This is a genomic window from Streptomyces tateyamensis (assembly GCF_003205575.1).
GTDB lineage: Bacteria > Actinomycetota > Actinomycetes > Streptomycetales > Streptomycetaceae > Kitasatospora > Kitasatospora tateyamensis.
This window is the reverse complement of record NZ_PYBW01000065.1, coordinates 1-16468: the sequence shown is the minus strand read 5'-3', so window position 1 is coordinate 16468 and position 16468 is coordinate 1. Positions and strand designations below refer to the sequence as shown.

Genomic DNA, 16468 nt, shown 5'->3' with positions numbered 1-16468 from the left:
GGGCGGCCTCCGGCGGATCAAGTGGACCCTGCGAACCCGCCGACAAGCGGCCCTGCGCCCGGCAAGTAGCCCTGCACCGCCGGCGGTGCAGGGCTACTTGCCGGGCGCAGGGCGGCCGGCCTCAGGCCGCCGAGCGGCGCGCCAAGGTCCCGCTGAACAACCGGTGCCGCTCGTCCTCGGTGAGCCCGCCCCACACCCCGTAGGGCTCGCGGGCGTCGAGGGCGTAGCGGCGGCACTCCACCCGGACCGGGCAGCCCGCGCAGACGGCCTTGGCCGCCTCCTCCCGGGCGTCGTGCGCCTCGCCACGCTCGCCGGCCGGGTGGAAGAACAGCGCAGCGGCTCCCCCGGAGCGGCAGGAACCGCGCAACTGCCAGTCCCAGTGGTGGTCGTAGGCACCGGGCAGGCGGGACGTGAGTGCCATGGGGAGGGTCCTCTCTCCGACTCGGGGAAGGGGTGTGTGTGCCACCCGTCTGTCCCGGTTTCCCCGGCCCATGCACGGCGCGCTGACCCGGCCTCAACGGCGGCGGACAGGACCGAACTTCTCGCAATCCACCCGATTCGCCTTGCGCGAACGGGGCAGGCGACCAGAGACCCGTACCCGAACGAGTCCCGTATTCGAAGGAGTACCGAGATGAGCCTGTCGATCATCCTGGTGATCGTCGTGCTGGCCGTCGCCGCGGGGTCCGTCGCCCTGTCGCCCGGGTTGACGCACCGTCAGTTTCCCTGGCGGATCGCCCTGGTGCGGCATCCGATGGGGCCGGAGCTGAGCCCGCTGTCGCCGCGCCGCCGCGAGGAGTCCGTGCTGCTGCTCACCGCCGTCCAGGAGCTCTTCGTCGAGGATCCGGCCCGGGCGCTGGGCCACGCGGCGGCGCTGGTCGAGGCCACCATGGACGAGATGGGCTACCCCTCGAAGGGGCGCCCCCAGGCCCTCGCGGCCTACCACCGCGCCCAGGTCCAGGGCTACCGCGAGGCCCGGCGGGTGCTGGCCCGCAGCAAGTCCCAGCAGGTGCCGACCGAGGAACTGCGCACCGCGCTGGTGGCCGTGCGGGACCTGTACCTGGAGCTCGTGCGGTTCGGCACCGAGGACGGCGGCCCCAGCTCCGCCGCGTCGGCCCCCGCGTCCGTGCGCCGACGCCCCGCCCATGCCATCCCGCGGCAGGCCGTCCGCTGATCGCCGACCGCTACCGGCACTCACCCCAGCAGGAGCACCCATGGCATCGCCTTCCCCCACTCCCGAAGACCCCCGCACCGTCGGCGTCGAACCCGCGCCGGACGGACACGTGCCCGCGCCGGACGGCACCTGCCTCGACCACGAGCGAGTGCGCCGGCTGCAGGCCGAGTGGCACGCCCTCCAGGCCGGTTTCGTCGACGACCCGCACCAGGCCCTGGAGCAGGCCGACGCACTGGTGGCCAAGTCGGTCCGGCTGATCGACGAGGCGGTCACCGCCCGCCGCACCGAACTGCGCGGCTCCGACGTGGAGTCGGCGCCCGTCATCGCAGACACCGAGCAGGCGCGCCTGGCGCTGCGCGAGTACCGGGCGCTGCTGGAGCGGCTGTTGACGCTCTGACGACGGGTGTGCGGTCGCGCCGCGGTCTCAGGCCTCGTCGAGCTGGTGGTCGGCCCAGACGTAGGTCTCCGGCAGCAGCTCCGCGATCGGGACCTGGCGCAGCCGCCCGCCCGCGCCGACGATCACCGTGAGCCCGGGGAAGTAGTCCAGCAGCGCCTGCCGGCACCGCCCGCAGGGCGGGACCACGCCGCGCTCGCGGTCCCCCACCGCGACCATGGTCGCCAGCTCGTAGACGCCCTGGGCCGCGGCGGCGCCGATCACCACCAGCTCGGCGCACGGTCCGCCGGTGAAGTGGTAGGCGTTGACACCCGTGACGATCCGCCCGTCACTCGCCCGGGCGGCGGCCGCCATGGTGTGGTTGTCCCCTCGGCACCTGGTCCGGGCCACCTCGGCGGCGGCCTGAACCAGCTCGTGGTCGACGGTGTGGGCGGCGGGCCGGGTGGTCATCTCTTACTACCTTCACGGGAAGTGGGAGCGCTCAGCCTAGCCCCGGCCGGGCGGCCGCCTGCGTGCGCGGGCCGCCCCAGCGGCCGGTCACCCTTCGAGCGACACGTACAGGCGGGTCCCCGCGGGCCGGAAGCCGACCCGCTCGTAGACCCGTCGCGACCCCTCCCCCGAGTACTCAAGCCACACCGAGTCGGCTCCTCGGGCGAACATCGTCCCGGCCAGCGCGGCGGTCACCGCGGCGGCGATGCCGCGGCCGCGGAAGGCCGGCCGGGTGCCCACCCCGGCCAACTCACAGGTGCCCACGGCCGGAGCCGAGCAGAGCGCCCCGCCGGCGCAGCCGCCGTCGGGCGCCCGGACGTAGCGCACGGCCCCGCCGCCCTCCTGGGTCCGGCGCAGCCGCGCCGCACCCTCCGGGGAGGAGCCGAACTCGCCGGAGAACGCCTCGGCCAGGGCCGCGTCGATCATGGCGTACTCCTCCTGCGCGGCCGGAGCCTCCACCAGGAGGGCCTCCCCGGCAGCGGTCCGAGGCGCGGTCAGGGTCTGCGGCGTGCAGACCAGGTACTCGTGCACCGCCTCGACGGTGAAACCAGCCTCGCGCAGCGCGGGTTCGACGGCGGGGGCGGCATCCGGGGCGAACTCCAGCCGGGGCTTGAGCCCGCGGCCGCGGAACGCCTCGACCAGTTCGGCGACGTCCCCCGCGGTCGGCTCGGCGCCGGGGACGGGAGTCGCGTAGTTGATGTACGGGCTGGTGGTTCCGGGATCGAAGCCCACGACGAAGCCGGCGGTCTCGACGACCAGCGGACGACGGCGGAGGTTGGCGACGGCAAAGTTCTGGACGTTGGTGTCCACGGTGGTGATGACCTCACGAAGCTGAATGCTGGAGCGCGCTCCCGCCGGATGGAGGCGGATCGGAGTACGCGCGTGGCCGACCCCGGCCGTGAGCCGGGGTGGTCTCCCGCCGAGCAGGAGACGGCGGTGCGTCAGGCACCGCACGTGGGGCCGCCGTGAGAGGAGCGGAGGGTGCCGACGACGGGCTCCACTGCGGGAGCACCGGGCCGATCAGTACCGACGGCGGCCGCTGGGGGACGCCGGGACCATGGACTTCATTCCTTCGATGTCTGTTGGTGCGCATGCGTGCCGCATGGCGCGGCCAACCTTTGCACGTCCGACCGTGCGTGCGCAACAGTTCGCGCCGGACCGGCTGACGGCCCGGCAGCAGCGAGGCCGAAACGGTCGGACGGGCCCGGCCGGCTCAACCCAGCGCCCGGCCCAACCGCGCGGCGCCCTCGACCAGTTGCTCCACGCTCTCGGCGTAGGCGTAGCTCAGGCGCAGGTGGCCGGCCGGGGATTCGGCCGTGAAGTACGGGCTGCCCGGGGTCACCGCGACACCTGTCCGCAGGGCCGCCGCGGCGAGCGCCTCCGGCGTCCGGCCCTGCGGCACCCGCAGCCACAACTGGTAACCCCCGTACGGGAGCTGCTCCGGCAGCCAGTGCGGCCCCAACCGGGCCGCCACGGCGCCGGCCAGCGCCGACCGCCGGTCCCGCAGCGCGCCCGCCAGCATCCGCAGGTGCCGGCCCCAGGCCGGCGCGGCGACCAGTTCGAGGGCCGTCTCCTGCAAGGGGCGCGGCACGAAGAAGCTGTCCACCGTCTGCACGGCGCGCAGCCGGGCCAAGGCCGGGCCGCGGGCGGCCAACGCGGCGACCCGCAGGTTCGGCGAGGTCGCCTTGGTCAGCGAGCGGACGTGCACCACCACGCCGTCGGTGTCGTCCGCGATCAGCGGCGGCGGCACGGCCGCCGCGTCCGCGTGCACCAGGCGGCGGGCGAAGTCGTCCTCCACCACGAAGGCGCCCGCCGCCCGGGCCACCGCCAGCACGGCCGCCCGCCGCGACCCGGCCAGCACCGCACCGGTCGGGTTCTGAAACAGCGGCTGGAGCACGAGGAGCCGGGCGCCGCTGGCGGCGAAGGCGTCGGCGAGCAGTTCGGGGCGGACCCCGTCCTGGTCGACCGGGACGGGGACCGGCCGCAGCCCGGCGGCGCGGGCGACGGCCAGCAGGCCGGGGTAGGTGGGCGACTCCACCAGCACCGGGGCGCCGGGCGGGGCCAGCGAGCGCAGCGCGGTGGTGAGGGCGCTCTGGCCGCCGGCCGCGATCAGCACCTCGGCGGCGGTCAGCGAGTCGGCGATGTCGCGGGCGAACCAGGCTCGCAGTTCGGGCAGGCCGTCCACCGGGGGCCGGCTCCAGGCGCCGGGGCGGCGCCCGGCCCGGGCCAGCGCGGCGGCCAGCGCCCGTTCGGGCTGCAGCGAGGGGTGCAGGTAGCCGCTGTTCAGGTCGACCACCTCGGGCGGCGCCAGGGTGAGCGCGTCCAGCACGCCGGAGGCGTCGGCGGCCCGGGACGGCGGCACGCCCGCCTCGGCGCTCAGCGCCACCTCCTGCCAGGAGGTGTCGGCAGCCGCCGGGGCCGACCGAGCCGGGTCCGCCCGGAACACGCCGGCGCCGGGACGCGCGACCACCAGCCCCTCGGCGGCCAGCGCGGCGATCGCCCGGGAGACCGTCACCGGGCTCACCTGGTACCGCTGCACCAGGCTGCGACTGGACGGCAGCTTCTCTCCGAGCGAGTAGCGGCCGAGCGCGGACCGCAGCAGATTGGCCAACTCGGCGACGCTGGTCCGCTCCATGGTGCGAGCACCTCTCCCACTGCTACGCTCATTTATGACAGTACAAGATAGCGCTATTCCCACTCGGTCAATAGCGGTCGGCGGGCTCGGCCTCGCGGCCACCGCCGTGCTCCTCTTCTCATTCAGCTTCCCGGCCACCGCCTGGGCCCTGGAGGGCTTCGGCCCGTGGACCACCAACGGGCTGCGCGGCCTGCTCGCCGGCCTGGTGGCGGGGTGCTGCCTGGCCGCCGGCCGGGCACCGCTGCCGGGCCGTCAGGACTGGCCCGGGCTGGCGCTGGTCGCCCTCGGCTGCGTGGTGGGCTTCCCGCTGCTGACCACGCTGGCGCTGCGCACCTCGTCCACGGCGCACTCCGCGGTGGTGATCGGGATGCTGCCGATGGCCACGGCGGCCTGGGCGGCGCTGCGCACCCGGACCCGCCAACCCCGCCCGTTCTGGGCGGCGGCGGGCGCGGGCGCGGCCCTGGTGCTGGCCTTCACCCTGCAGCAGAGCGCGGGGCGGCCGGGGCTCGCGGACGGCTACCTGCTCGTGGGCCTGCCGATCTGCGCGGCCGGGTACGCCGAGGGCGGGCAGCTGACCCGCCGCGGGATGCCCGGGTGGCAGGTGATCGCCTGGGCGGTGGTCGTCGCGCTGCCGGCCAGCGCGCTGACCTGCGCCCTGGCGCTGCCCCGGGAGCCGGTGCAGCTGACCGGGCACGCGCTCGCCGGGCTCGGCTACGTCGCCGCGGTCTCCCAGTTCGGCGCGTTCGTGCTCTGGTACCGGGGCATGGCGGCCATCGGCGTGCCGCGGGCCAGCCAACTGCAGCTGGCCCAGCCGCTGCTGACCCTGCTGTGGGCCGCCGCACTGCTCGGCGAGCAGCTCCCGGCGGCGGCCCCGGTGACGGCGCTGCTGGTGGTCGCCTGCATCGCGGCCACCCAGCGCGCCAAGGCCCGAAGCCCCAGGGGGTGAAGCGGGGGTGAAGTCGATCACTTATCATCAAGCAGACGATAAGTAAGGTATGCTCACCCCTCGTACGGAGCTAGGGACTCCGTGCCCGCAGTCGTCACAGGGGGACCACACATGAGAACTGACGCAGCCTCGGAGCCGACCGCCACCGACTCGGCCGGGCAGGCCGAGTCCCGGGGGCTGACGGAGTCGGACACTGCCACCGGATCGGGAGTCGAGACCGCCACCGCCGCCGGATCGGGCTTCGAGACCGCCGCCACCGCCGCCGAACTCCCCGCCACCGGTTGGACGCTGGGCCCCAGCGGGCGGGCAGCTGTGACGATGGCGCTGGGCGTGGTCGTCGCCCTGGTCATGGCGGGGCTGTACGTCAAGGCCCATCCCTCGACCGGCAGTAGCGGACCGGCCGCGTGCGAGGCACCCAAGAGCACGGACTCGCGCGAGTACCCGGCCCTGTGCGCCGCACTCAACCGCCCCGACCTGCCGGCCCTCCTCGGCACCCCGCAGGCCCGGGTCTCGATCGCGCAGTCCGGCGGGGGCCCGCTCACCTCGCCGGACGGCAAGGAGCTCTCCGCCTCCGCGCAGGTGCAGCTCGGCCCCGTCTGCGTGAGCCTCAGCGACCACCACATCGCCTCGGTCGAGGACATCCTCGGCTTCGCCAGCCTGGTGCCCAGGCCGACCACCGTGCTGGGCCACCCCGCGGCGGCCTACTCCGACCACACCCTGGCCATCGTCTTCGACGGCAAGAAGAGCAGCACCGGCACCGGGGGCATTGCCCGGCACCTCGCAGTGGCGAAGGGACCGGGCCCGGGCGGCGAGGCGCTGGAGCTGACGATCTGGCGCCAGGACGACGCGGTCCCGGACGACGCGGCACTGATCCGGATCGCGGAGCAGGTGCTCCCGACCGCCCCGGGCTGGCTCACCGAGTCGTAGGCCCCCGGCAGTGGAGGGGGGGCTCAGATCGCGCGCAGGGCGGACAGCACCGCAAGGTCCAGCTCCGGGTCCGCCCCGTCCGGCGAGTGCACCGAGACCCGGGTCGCCAGGCCCGCGTACCGCCGGTGCACCTCGCGCGCGACCTCGTCCACCGATCCGGTCACCGCGAAGGTGTCCAGCACCTGGTCGTCGATCAGCTCGCCCATCTCCTGCCAGCGTCCGCGCAGCGACATCGGGTGCAGCTCCTCGTGCAGCGCCGTCAGGCCGTGCGCCGCGAGCACGGGCAGGTAGGCGGGCGTGGAGGCGTAGAAGGCCAGCCGCTCGCGCACCGCCGCCCTGTTCGCCGCCAGCTCCTGCTCGGAGCGCCCGATCGCGGTCAGCACGTTGCCCACCACCTCGAAGGGTCGCCCGGTCCATGGCTCCCCCGCCGCCTCGGCCCCCGCCCGGGCGGCTCGCACCACCGGCAGCACCTGCTCGGCCAGGTAGGCGGGCGTGTTGAACGGGTGCGCGATCAGCCCGTCGGCCACCGCCCCGGCGGTGCGGGTCATCAGCGGGCCGACCCCGGCCAGCAGCAGCCGCGGCACCCCGCCCGGCACCGGCTCGGGGGTGAAGACCGGGGTCATCAAGGTGTGGGTGTAGAACTCGCCGCGGAACCGCAGCCGCTCCCCGCTCTGCCAGCTCGCCCAGATCGCCCGCACCGCGCGCAGGTACTCGTGCATCCGGGCGGCGGGGCGGTCGAACGGCATCCCGAACCGCTTCTCGACGTGCGCCTTGACCTGGGAGCCCAGCCCGATGACGGCCCGCCCGCCACTGGCCTGGTGCAGGCCCCATGCCTGGTAGGCGAGCGTCATCGGGGTGCGGGCGAAGGCGATGGCCACGCCGGTGGCCAGTTCGATCCGGCTGGTCCGGTCGGCGGCCCGGGCCAGTTGCAGGAACGGGTCGTGCGCCGTCTCGGAGACGACCAGCCGGTCCATCCCGGCCTGCTCGGCCCGCTCGGCCTCGGCCAGCACGGTGCCGGGCCGGCCGACGGCGGTGAAGTCGAGGGCGAGCGGGGCGGCGGGACGGTCCATGGCGCGGGGTTCCTTGGCAGAGCGGCGGCTGAGCACCCCATCGTCTCACCCGCTGTCAGGGCCCCGGTCCTCGCGCCAGGGCCCGGTCTTCGCGTCAGGCCCGGCCGCGCGGTCAGGACCTGATCCGGCCGTCGGGACCTGACCTGGCCTCAGGTCCCGATGTAGGACTCCAGCCCGCGCAGGAAGACCGCGACCTTGAAGGCGAACCGCTGGTCCCCGCCGCCGGTGACCAGGGTCTCGGCCAGGCGGCTGAGCCTCGGATAGCGGTCGGCGGGCAGGTTGGCGTAGTACTCCGTCACCTGCTCCAGGTACTCCTCGCTCGCTCCCCCGGCCAGCCGCTCGGCGTAGCGCGCTCCCTCGTAGGCGTCGGCGTCGATCAGCTGGCCCAGGCCGTCCAGCGCCCAGGCCGCCACCTGTTCGGGGACGCCCGCCGCCAGCATCAGGCCGAACAGGTACTCGGCGATCCGCAGCTGGTTGGCCCCCATCGGGATGCTGCCGAGCGAGACCAGCGTGATGTCCCGGTGGCTGGCGAAGACCTGCTGCGCGGCCAGGCAGACCTCCAGCACCTGGTCCTTCCAGCGCTCCGGCTCGGGCCGCTCCGGCAGCGGGATCTCCCCGGCGATCTGTTCCAGCATCAGGTCGCAGAGCTCGTCCTTGTTGGCGACGTGCGCGTAGAGCGAGGCGGGCCCGGTGCCCAGCTCCTGGGCGACCCGGCGCATGGTGACCCCAGCCAGGCCCTCGGCGTCCAGGATCCGGATCCCCGCGTCCACGATGGCCGCCTGGCTCAACGGCTGGCGGGCCTCCGCCTTGGAAGCCTTGTGCCACGGGATCTCGGGCATCGCGGAGTCCACGGAGCCACCTGCTTTCTGTGCTCTGGTGCCGAGCATCGTACTCTCGGCGAACGTTGTTCCAACAACGAACACTGTTCTTGCCAGATGTCTTGATCACAGGGTAGAACGGTGTTCGTGACGACGAACAGTGTTCTGCAAGCAGCGGCCCCCTTCAGATGGCGCTGGGCCGCCCTCTTCGTGATCCTCGCCGCAGAGGTGATGGACTTGATGGACGCGGTGATCACCAACATCGCCGCGCCCTCGATCCGGGCCGACATCGGCGGCGGCGAGAGCCTGATGCAGTGGCTCGGCGCCGCCTACACCCTGGCGATGGCGATCGGCCTGATCACCGGCGGGCGCCTCGGTGACATCCTCGGCCGCAAGCGGATGTACCTGATCGGCGCGGCCGGCTTCACCCTCGGCTCGCTGGCCTGCGCCCTGGCCCAGGAGCCCGGCCAGCTGATCGCCGCCCGGGTGTTCCAGGGCCTGCTCGGCTCGGTGATGCTGCCGCAGGGCCTGAGCATCATGAAGGAGGTCTTCGACGACAAGGAGCAGGCCAAGGCCTTCGGCATGTTCGGCCCGGTGATGGGCCTGTCCTCGGTCGGCGCCCCGGTGCTGGCCGGCTGGCTGGTGACCGCCGACCTCTTCGGCACCGGCTGGCGGATGATCTTCCTGATCAACCTGCCGCTCGGCCTCTTCGCCCTGGTGGGCGGCCTGGCCTTCCTGCCCGCGCACAGCGCCACCCGCACCGTCCGCCTCGACCTGGTCGGCGCGCTGCTGGCCGCGGCCGGCTCGGCGCTGATCGTCTACCCGCTGGTCCAGGGCCGCGAGCACGGCTGGCCGGCCTGGGCCTTCGCGCTGATGGCGCTGTCGGTGGCGGTCTTCGGCGTCTTCGCCTGGTTCGAGAGCCGCCGGGCGCGCGTCGGCGGCGACCCGCTGGTGGAGCCCAGCCTGTTCCGCAAGCGCGGCTTCAGCGGCGGCATGGTGCTCGGCCTGATCTTCTTCTCCGCGATGACGGGCTTCTGGCTGACCTTCAGCCTCTACGCCCAGATCGGCCTGCACTACTCGCCGCTCAAGGCGGGCCTGGCCGGCATCCCCTCCTCGCTCGGCATGGTGGCCGCCTTCGGCGCCTCGCAGGCCCTGCTCAAGTTCGGCCGCAAGGTGATGCACCTCGGCGTGCTGGTGATGGCGGCGGGCGTGGCGGGCCTGATCCTGACGCTCCATCTGGCGGGCACCGGGGTGACGCCCTGGCAGGTCGCCCCGGCGCTGCTGGTGGCCGGGCTCGGCATGGGCCTGGTGATGGCCCCGTTCTTCGGCAGCGTGCTGGCCGCCGTCGAGCCGCACGAGGCCGGTTCGGCCTCCGGCACGCTGACCTCGGTGCAGCAGCTGGGCGCGGCGCTGGGCACCGCGATCCTCGGCACGGTGTACTTCCAGCGGGCCAAGGGCGGTGACTTCCTCTGGGCCGAGCAGGTCACCCTCTGGGTCGAGATCGCCATGCTGGCGGTGGTCTTCGTGGCCATCTTCCTGCTGCCGATGCACCCGGTCGACGAGCACGGCCAGCCGCGGTCGCAGCCGCAGGAGGCCGAGCCGGCCGACCAGGTCCTCGCCTGAACCGTTCCGGCCCCGGGCCCGGCAAGGGCCCGGAGCCGGGCCCGGAAAGGGCCCCGAGCCCCGGCCGGTAAGGGCCGAAATCGCATGACGATCCGTGCGGTGCCGTCTACCGTGGGCGCCATGCGGCTTGACGACCAGGTCCTCATCTTCGATGCGGACGACACCCTGTGGGAGAACAACCTCCGCTTCGAGCGGGCCATCGACGCCTTCCTGGCCGAGGTGGCCCCCTTCGCGCCGGACCGGGTGGCGGCCCGCGCGGTGCTGGACGGGGTGGAGACGGCCAACGCCAAGGTGCACGGGTACGGCGCCGAGATGTTCCGGCGCAGCCTGGGCGAGGCCTTCGAGCTGCTCGCGCACCGCCCGCCCGGCGAGGGCGAGCGCGACCTGTTCGCGTTGCTGGCCGCCTCCGTCACCGCCGCCGAGGTGGAGCTCATCGCCGGGGTGGCCGAGACGCTGCCCCGCCTGGCGCTGCGCCACCACCTGCTGGTGCTGACCAAGGGCGACCAGCGCGAGCAGCAGGCCAAGCTGGACGCCTCCGGGCTGCTCGGCCACTTCCGCTCGGTGCACATCGTGCCGGAGAAGGACCTGACGGCCTACCAGCAGCTGATCACCGGTCAGGCGCTGGCCGCCGAGCGGACCTGGATGATCGGCAACTCGCCGAAGTCCGACATCCTGCCGGCCCGGTCGGCCGGACTGAACGCGGTCTTCATACCCAACCAGCACACCTGGGTGCTGGAGGGCGCCGAGCTGGACCTGGCCGACACCGGGGTGCTGCACCTGTCCTCGTTCGCCGAGCTCGGGGAGCACTTCTGATGGCCGGGCAGCAGATCAAGGTCTCCGTCGTGTTCCTGTGCCACGACGGGACCGGCCGCTTCCTGCTGGCCCGCCGCGCCCCGGCCGCCCGGGACGAGCCCGGGCGGTGGGACTGCGGGGCCGGCGGCCTGGAGTTCGGCGAGGGCTTCGAGCAGGCGGTGGCCCGCGAGGTGCGCGAGGAGTACACCGCCGAGCCGCGCCGGGTCACCGTGCTCGGGGTGCGCAACGTGCTGCGCGGCGCGCCGGTCGACTCGCACTGGGTGGCCGTGGTCTGCCTGGCCGAGGTCGACCCGGCCGAGGTGGCGATCGGCGAGCCGGACAAGTTCGACGCGCTCGACTGGTTCACCGCCGACGCACTGCCGGCACCGCTGCACTCGCAGCTCGCCGCCACCCTGGAGCTGGCGCTGCCTCAGCTCGCCGCGGTGAGCGTGACCGCCGCCTCCGGGGAGTAGAGCGAGAAGGTCAGCGACTCCTGCAGGTAGAGCCGGATCGACTGGGCGTCGTGCGAGAGGTAGCCGATCGACAGGTCCTGGCCCAGGTGGAGCTCGAAGTCGCCGCCGCGGGTGGACAGCAGCACGGCGCCGGCCAGCGCCGGGGCCCAGATGATCTCGCCGGTGACCACCCGGGCCAGGTGCTGGCGCACCGGGTAGCCGTGGTTGGAGGTCTCGTTGACCGCGGTGTAGGCGTCGGCGCCGAGCAGCAGCGAGTACGGGCCGTCCACCCCGGCCAGCCGCAGCGTGGTGATGGCCCGGCTGACCGCGTCCGGGTAGTCGGTCACCTCGGCGGGCAGCAGCACCGCGGGGTTCTCCCCGCCGGTGCGCACCCCGGTGATCCCGGCCGCGGGCCAGCCCTCGAAGATCGCGGTGTCCTCGGCCTGGGCGATCAGCCGGGCGGCCTCCTTGACGGGCTGCCAGTCGGAGTCCTTGGAGCCGCGCTCCACGTCGTCCACCCCCTGCCGGTCCAGCGTGAACGGGACCCGCAGCTCCACCACCGGGCGCGACTGGCGGGCCTGCGCCTCGGTCCCGGGCACCAGGGTGGCGATCGGCCGCTGGTGGCCCGAGCCGACGGCCGCCAGCCCGGGGCCGGCCGGTCCGTCCAGGTCCACCACCCGGCGCCCGGCCAGGTGCAGGGTGAAGGTGCGCCGGGCCTCCTCCTCGATCTCCGCCCAGGCGGGGGCGGAGATCGGCGCCAGGTCGCGGTGCAGGTTGCTCATCGGGTCAGGCTCCTGTCGGGTGGTCGGGGGTGGTGCTGCCCAGCCCCTTGAGGCTGCCGATGCCGAGCGATCCGTCGCCCGCCGCCCGGCCGTCGGCCGGCCCGGGCGGTGCGGCGGGCGGTGCGACAGCCTCGGCCGATGCGGGCGGTGCGGCAGCAGCGGGCGGTGCGGCCAGCCAGTCGGCGGAGGGAACGAAGAAGAGCGAGCCGGTGACGGCGGTCGACACGTCCAGCAGCCGGTCGTGCCGGCCGTCCCCGTCGCGGCCCAGGAACATGTTGGCCAGCATCTCCTCGGTCACCGCGGGGGTGCGGCAGTAGCCGATGAAGTAGGTGCCGGCCTCGCCGGTGGCGAACGAGTTGAACGGCATGTTCATCCGCAGGATCTGCCGCTCGGTGCCGTCGGCGGCCGGGTCCAGCTCGGTGAGCGCGACGTGCGAGTCGGCCGGCTTCACGGCCTCGGGCAGTTCGAGGTCGGACAGCTTGGTCCGCCCGACAGAGGCCTCCTGCTGCTCCACCGTCAGGCGCTCCCAGGCGGAGAGGTCGTGCAGGTACTTCTGCACGATCACGTAGCTGCCGCCGGCGAACTCCGCGTCCTCGGCGCCGATCAGCGCCGCCGCCTCGGCCTCGCCGCCCTCGGGGTTCTCGGTGCCGTCCACGAAGCCGAGCAGGTCGCGCTTGTCGAAGTAGCGGAAGCCCGTCGTCTCGTCCACCACGTCGACCGCGCCGCGCAGCCGGGTGAGCAGCAGCGCGGCGAGTTCGTAGCAGGCGTCCTGCTGCTCGGCCCGGATGTGCAGCAGCAGGTCCCCGGGGGTGGCGGGGGCGGTGTGCCGCGGGCCGTGCAGTTCTTGGAACGGGTGCAGCCGGGCCGGGCGCGGACCGCCGACGAGCCGGTCCCACAGCTCGGCGCCGATCCCGACCACGCAGGCCAGGCCGGCCTGCGGCGCCCGGAATCCGACCGACCGGCGCAGCCCGGCCAGCTCGGGCAGCAGCTCGCGCACCGCCGCCTCGCCGCCGGGGCGCACGGTGAGCACCAGGAACTGGGCGGCGGTGGTCAGCGGGGTGTTGACGGCCTGCGGCACCGCCGGGCGGTCCACCGTCAGCGCTCCTGCTCGGTACGGTCACCGGCCCACAGGGTGTGGAAGCTGCCCTCGCGGTCGACCCGGCGGTAGGTGTGGGCGCCGAAGAAGTCGCGCTGGCCCTGGATCAGCGCGGCGGGCAGGCGGCGGGCGCGCAGCGAGTCGTAGTAGGCGAGGGCGGTGGCGAAGCCGGGGACCGGGACGCCGAGCTGGGTGGCGGTGGCGACCACCCGGCGCCAGGCCGACTGGGCCTGGCCGAGGGCCTCGCGGAAGTACTCGTCGCTGAGCAGCGTGGGCAGTTCGGCCCCGCCGGTGGCGTACGCGGCCTCGATCTTGGTGAGGAAGCGGGCCCGGATGATGCAGCCGCCGCGCCAGATGGCGGCCATCGCGCCGGGCGAGACCTCCCAGCCGTACTCCGCGCTGCCGGCCTGGATCTCGTTGAAGCCCTGTGCGTAGGCGACGATCTTGGAGGCGTACAGGGCCTGTTCGACGTCCTCGGCGAACCGGTCGGCCGCCGCGCTGTCCAGCCAGGTCTCACCGGGGCCGGGCAGGTCGCGGGCGGCCTCGCGCAGTTCGGCGCTGCCGGAGAGCGAGCGGGCGAAGACCGCCTCGGCGATGCCGCTGACCGGCACGCCGAGCTCCAGCGCGGTCTGCACCGTCCACCGGCCGGTGCCCTTCTGCTCGGCCCGGTCCTCGACCACGTCGACGAAGGGCTTGCCGGTGGCGGGGTCGACGTGGCCGAGCACCTCGGCGGTGATCTCGATCAGGTAGGACTCCAGCCGGCCCTGGTTCCAGCCGCGGAAGATCTCGGCGATCTCGTCGGGCTTGCGTCCGGCGGCGTGCCGCAGCAGGTCGTAGGCCTCGGCGATCAGCTGCATGTCGGCGTACTCGATGCCGTTGTGCACCATCTTGACGAAGTGTCCGGCGCCGTCGGGACCGATGTGGGTGCAGCAGGGACGGCCCTCGACCTTGGCGGCGATCGACTCCAGCAGCGGGCCCAGGCTCTGGTAGGCCTCGGCGGTGCCGCCGGGCATGATGCTGGGGCCCAGCAGGGCGCCCTCCTCGCCGCCGGAGACCCCGGCGCCGACGAAGTGCAGGCCGTGCTCGCGCAGCGCCGCCTCGCGGCGGCGGGTGTCCAGGTAGTGCGCGTTGCCGCCGTCCATCACGATGTCGCCGGGCTCCAGCAGCGGCACCAGTTCGTCGATCACGGCGTCGGTGGGGGCGCCGGCCTTGACCATGACGACGATCCGGCGCGGGCGGTCCAGCGCGGCGACGAACTGCGCCATCGTCTCGGTCGGCACGAAGGCGCCCTCCTGGCCGAACTCGGCCATCAGGGCGGTGGTGCGGGCGGCGCTGCGGTTGTGCAGCGCGACCCGGTGGCCGTGTCGGGCGAAGTTGCGGGCTAGGTTGCGGCCCATGACGGCCAGTCCGGTCACGCCGATGTCGGCGGGGCTGGGAGTGGTCATGCGAGGTGGCTCCACTTCGGCGGGGACTGGCTGATCGTCACCCAGCCTGCCGTGCCGGGCGGGAGAGCGCACGCCGACAGGCCCGGGTGGCGGCCCCAATGTCCCCACAGCGCACGGACAGCGTGAAGTCGGGGAGCTGACCCGAGGCTGGGGCCCGCCGCTCCCCCGCCGCCTGGGCTGAGCCGCTACCCCGCGCCGGGCACGCTGGCCGTCTCCCCCGCGCTGGGCGAGCTGATCGCCTCCCCGCAGGGCCGGCTGCTCAAGGCCCCGCTGCCGCAGCCGGTCACCGCGACCATCGGCGCACCCGGCCTGGTCGGCCCCGCCGACTACCTCTTCTACCTGGGCAGCGACCGGCTGAGCACCGACCAGCCCGGCGTGCTGCGCCTGGACCACTTCGCCGACCAGGTGCCGCGCAACCCCGTGGACCCGATGCTGGTGCTGCTGACCGTGGTCGGCCTGGTGGTCCTGCTCGCGCCGGTGGGGGCCTTCCTGGCGGCGGCGGTCCGGTTCGGCGGCGAGGCCCGCGACCGGCGACTGGCCGCACTGCGCCTGGGCGGCGCGGACCGGGCCGGCACCGCGCGGATCGCGGCCGGGGAAGCCCTGGCCGGCACCCTGCTCGGGCTCCCGGTGGGCGTCGGCTTCTTCCTGATCGGCCGTCAGCTGGCCCAGCACGTGGCGGTGAACGGCCTGAGTGTCTTCGCCGCCGACCTGGTCCCGCAGCCCGCACCGGCGGTGTCGGCGCTGGCCGCGGTCCCGGTGCTCGCGGTCCTGGTCACCCTGGTGACCATGCGCCGGATCGCCGACGAGCCACTGGCCGTGCTGCGCGGCGGGCGGGCCCGGCGCCGGATCTGGTGGCGCCTCGCACTACCCGCCGCGGGCGCGGCGCTGCTGGTGCAGCAGCGCTGGCGGCTGAACACCGTCTTCGGCTCCCCGGGCGGCGCGGTGCTGATCGCCGCACTGGTGCTGCTGCTGGGCGGCGCCGCGGTGCTGCTGCCGCCGCTGCTGGAGCGGGCCGGGCGCGCGCTGGCCCCGGTGGCCGGTCCGCCGGCCTGGCAGCTGGCGGTGGGCCGGATCAACGCGAACCCGGAGAGCGCGGCCCGACCGGTCACCGGCATCGTGGTCACCGTGGCCGGCGCCATCGCGCTGCAGACCCTGCTGGGCAGCCTGGCCGCCCAGCGCACGGCGCCGATCGACGCCCTGTACCAGCGGGACCAGTCCCTGCTGGTGGCCGCCTTCCCCGGCGGCGGGGACCAGGCCGCGCAGTACGGCGACCGGCTGCGCACCACCCCCGGCGTCGCCGACGCCACCGCGTACACCCGGCTCGATCTGCGCGCGGCGGGCGGCACCGGATTCCGCACCGGCCGGGTGGCCGACTGCGCGACCCTGCGCACCATGGCGGACCTCCCCGACTGCGCGGACGGCGACGTGTTCACCATCGCCGGGCTGCCCGGCCGGGTGCTGACGCCCCGTCAGCAGTACACCGCGCTCGGCGCCCCGGGCAGCTCGTGGACCGCGCCGGCGCCGCGCGCCCCGGTGTCGACCCGGCCGAGCCCGGGCCAGGTGCTCCCGGTGGAGTTCCTGGCCACCCCGGGCGCACTGCCGGCCGGCCTGCTGCACCACCAGACGGCCACTGTGGAGCTGCACCCGTCGCCCGGCCTGCCGGACGCCGAGGAGCAACTGCGTACGGATGCTGCCCTGTTGGACCCGGCGACCACGGTGATCCGCCCGGCCACCCGGGCCCCCGACGCCGCCTTCGACGGCCTGCGCCGGGCGCTGACGGCCGGCACGGTGGCGGTCCTCGCCCTGATCGGCGCCGGGATGCTGGTCG

At 74.5% G+C, this 16468-nt stretch carries 17 protein-coding genes; 8 read left to right on the top strand and 9 right to left on the bottom strand.

Features of this window, described 5'->3' with window-relative positions; translation table 11 throughout:
- Nucleotides 1-121: 121 nt before the first annotated feature.
- Entirely contained in the window at nt 122-421 is a 300-nt protein-coding gene (locus C7C46_RS18895; protein WP_110671040.1) for a WhiB family transcriptional regulator, read from the bottom strand.
- 210 nt (nt 422-631) lie between these two features.
- Here C7C46_RS18895 and C7C46_RS18890 point away from each other — a divergent pair, with 210 nt between their 5' ends.
- Both C7C46_RS18890 and C7C46_RS18885 read left to right on the top strand, forming a co-directional pair.
- Nucleotides 632-1171 carry a hypothetical protein gene (locus C7C46_RS18890; protein ID WP_110671039.1) on the top strand — a complete coding sequence of 180 codons (540 nt, stop codon included), beginning with the start codon at nt 632-634 and terminating at the stop codon, nt 1169-1171.
- Between the two features lie 40 nt (nt 1172-1211).
- Nucleotides 1212-1568 (top strand): hypothetical protein, encoded by a 357-nt coding sequence (locus C7C46_RS18885; RefSeq protein WP_146259132.1) that lies wholly within the window; start codon nt 1212-1214, stop codon nt 1566-1568.
- A 27-nt stretch (nt 1569-1595) separates the two neighbouring features.
- Here C7C46_RS18885 and C7C46_RS18880 read toward each other — a convergent pair whose 3' ends face one another.
- From C7C46_RS18880 to C7C46_RS18870, 3 genes are all read right to left on the bottom strand, one after another.
- Nucleotides 1596-2015 (bottom strand): cytidine deaminase family protein, encoded by a 420-nt coding sequence (locus tag C7C46_RS18880; protein ID WP_110671037.1) that lies wholly within the window; start codon nt 2013-2015, stop codon nt 1596-1598.
- Nucleotides 2016-2102: 87 nt separating this feature from the next.
- Nucleotides 2103-2864 carry a GNAT family N-acetyltransferase gene (locus C7C46_RS18875; RefSeq protein WP_110671036.1) on the bottom strand — a complete coding sequence of 254 codons (762 nt, stop codon included), beginning with the start codon at nt 2862-2864 and terminating at the stop codon, nt 2103-2105.
- A 403-nt stretch (nt 2865-3267) separates the two neighbouring features.
- A complete protein-coding gene (locus C7C46_RS18870) occupies nt 3268-4689 on the bottom strand; it encodes an aminotransferase-like domain-containing protein (RefSeq protein ID WP_110671035.1) in 1422 nt (473 codons plus the stop codon).
- A gap of 106 nt (nt 4690-4795) precedes the next feature.
- Here C7C46_RS18870 and C7C46_RS18865 point away from each other — a divergent pair, with 106 nt between their 5' ends.
- Both C7C46_RS18865 and C7C46_RS18860 read left to right on the top strand, forming a co-directional pair.
- Nucleotides 4796-5635 (top strand): DMT family transporter, encoded by an 840-nt coding sequence (locus tag C7C46_RS18865; RefSeq protein ID WP_425470095.1) that lies wholly within the window; start codon nt 4796-4798, stop codon nt 5633-5635.
- A 111-nt stretch (nt 5636-5746) separates the two neighbouring features.
- Complete coding sequence (locus C7C46_RS18860) at nt 5747-6562, top strand: DUF6215 domain-containing protein (RefSeq protein WP_110671033.1); 816 nt, start codon at nt 5747-5749, stop codon at nt 6560-6562.
- A 23-nt stretch (nt 6563-6585) separates the two neighbouring features.
- On the opposite strand, the gene C7C46_RS18855 is transcribed toward C7C46_RS18860, so the two are convergent.
- Both C7C46_RS18855 and C7C46_RS18850 read right to left on the bottom strand, forming a co-directional pair.
- Nucleotides 6586-7632 carry a TIGR03617 family F420-dependent LLM class oxidoreductase gene (locus C7C46_RS18855; protein WP_110671032.1) on the bottom strand — a complete coding sequence of 349 codons (1047 nt, stop codon included), beginning with the start codon at nt 7630-7632 and terminating at the stop codon, nt 6586-6588.
- Between the two features lie 149 nt (nt 7633-7781).
- Nucleotides 7782-8483: a TetR/AcrR family transcriptional regulator C-terminal domain-containing protein gene (locus C7C46_RS18850; protein WP_245984510.1), complete on the bottom strand. Its 702-nt coding sequence runs from the start codon at nt 8481-8483 to the stop codon at nt 7782-7784.
- Nucleotides 8484-8597: 114 nt separating this feature from the next.
- Between C7C46_RS18850 and C7C46_RS18845 the strand changes: the two genes are divergently transcribed.
- The 3 genes from C7C46_RS18845 (at nt 8598) to C7C46_RS18835 (ending at nt 11338) form a co-directional block, all read left to right on the top strand.
- A complete protein-coding gene (locus C7C46_RS18845) occupies nt 8598-10073 on the top strand; it encodes an MFS transporter (protein ID WP_245984508.1) in 1476 nt (491 codons plus the stop codon).
- A 120-nt stretch (nt 10074-10193) separates the two neighbouring features.
- The gene (locus C7C46_RS18840; RefSeq protein ID WP_110671041.1) at nt 10194-10886 is read left to right on the top strand and encodes an HAD family hydrolase; all 693 of its coding nucleotides are present in this window, start codon (nt 10194-10196) and stop codon (nt 10884-10886) included.
- Nucleotides 10886-11338 (top strand): NUDIX domain-containing protein, encoded by a 453-nt coding sequence (locus tag C7C46_RS18835; protein ID WP_110671029.1) that lies wholly within the window; start codon nt 10886-10888, stop codon nt 11336-11338. Before C7C46_RS18840 ends, C7C46_RS18835 begins: the two co-directional genes overlap by 1 nt.
- Here C7C46_RS18835 and C7C46_RS18830 read toward each other — a convergent pair.
- The 3 genes from C7C46_RS18830 to gndA are packed head-to-tail and all read right to left on the bottom strand — an operon-like array spanning nt 11296 to nt 14640.
- Nucleotides 11296-12099 (bottom strand): family 1 encapsulin nanocompartment shell protein, encoded by an 804-nt coding sequence (locus C7C46_RS18830; protein WP_110671028.1) that lies wholly within the window; start codon nt 12097-12099, stop codon nt 11296-11298. The two genes, C7C46_RS18835 and C7C46_RS18830, sit on opposite strands and share 43 nt — an antisense overlap.
- A 4-nt stretch (nt 12100-12103) precedes the next feature.
- Nucleotides 12104-13198, bottom strand: a complete 1095-nt coding sequence (locus C7C46_RS18825) for a Dyp-type peroxidase (protein ID WP_110671027.1) — start codon at nt 13196-13198, stop codon at nt 12104-12106.
- Nucleotides 13195-14640: an NADP-dependent phosphogluconate dehydrogenase gene (gndA, locus tag C7C46_RS18820; protein ID WP_110671026.1), complete on the bottom strand. Its 1446-nt coding sequence runs from the start codon at nt 14638-14640 to the stop codon at nt 13195-13197. Before gndA ends, C7C46_RS18825 begins: the two co-directional genes overlap by 4 nt.
- Nucleotides 14641-15015: 375 nt before the next feature.
- Between gndA and C7C46_RS18815 the strand changes: the two genes are divergently transcribed.
- The coding region (locus C7C46_RS18815; protein ID WP_146259131.1) for an ABC transporter permease at nt 15016-16468 on the top strand (1453 nt) is incomplete at its 3' end.

Excerpts from the sequence above, each read along its gene's own strand:
- C7C46_RS18885 (WP_146259132.1), top strand. The coding sequence starts at position 1,212 with ATGGCATCGCCTTCCCCCACTCCCGAAGACCCCCGCACCGTCGGCGTC.
- C7C46_RS18835 (WP_110671029.1), top strand. The coding sequence starts at position 10,886 with ATGGCCGGGCAGCAGATCAAGGTCTCCGTCGTGTTCCTGTGCCACGAC.
- C7C46_RS18855 (WP_110671032.1), bottom strand. The coding sequence starts at position 7,632 with ATGGACCGTCCCGCCGCCCCGCTCGCCCTCGACTTCACCGCCGTCGGC.
- C7C46_RS18890 (WP_110671039.1), top strand. The coding sequence starts at position 632 with ATGAGCCTGTCGATCATCCTGGTGATCGTCGTGCTGGCCGTCGCCGCG.
- C7C46_RS18860 (WP_110671033.1), top strand. The coding sequence starts at position 5,747 with ATGAGAACTGACGCAGCCTCGGAGCCGACCGCCACCGACTCGGCCGGG.
- C7C46_RS18840 (WP_110671041.1), top strand. The coding sequence starts at position 10,194 with ATGCGGCTTGACGACCAGGTCCTCATCTTCGATGCGGACGACACCCTG.
- C7C46_RS18895 (WP_110671040.1), bottom strand. The coding sequence starts at position 421 with ATGGCACTCACGTCCCGCCTGCCCGGTGCCTACGACCACCACTGGGAC.
- C7C46_RS18880 (WP_110671037.1), bottom strand. The coding sequence starts at position 2,015 with ATGACCACCCGGCCCGCCGCCCACACCGTCGACCACGAGCTGGTTCAG.
- C7C46_RS18830 (WP_110671028.1), bottom strand. The coding sequence starts at position 12,099 with ATGAGCAACCTGCACCGCGACCTGGCGCCGATCTCCGCCCCCGCCTGG.
- gndA (WP_110671026.1), bottom strand. The coding sequence starts at position 14,640 with ATGACCACTCCCAGCCCCGCCGACATCGGCGTGACCGGACTGGCCGTC.
- C7C46_RS18870 (WP_110671035.1), bottom strand. The coding sequence starts at position 4,689 with ATGGAGCGGACCAGCGTCGCCGAGTTGGCCAATCTGCTGCGGTCCGCG.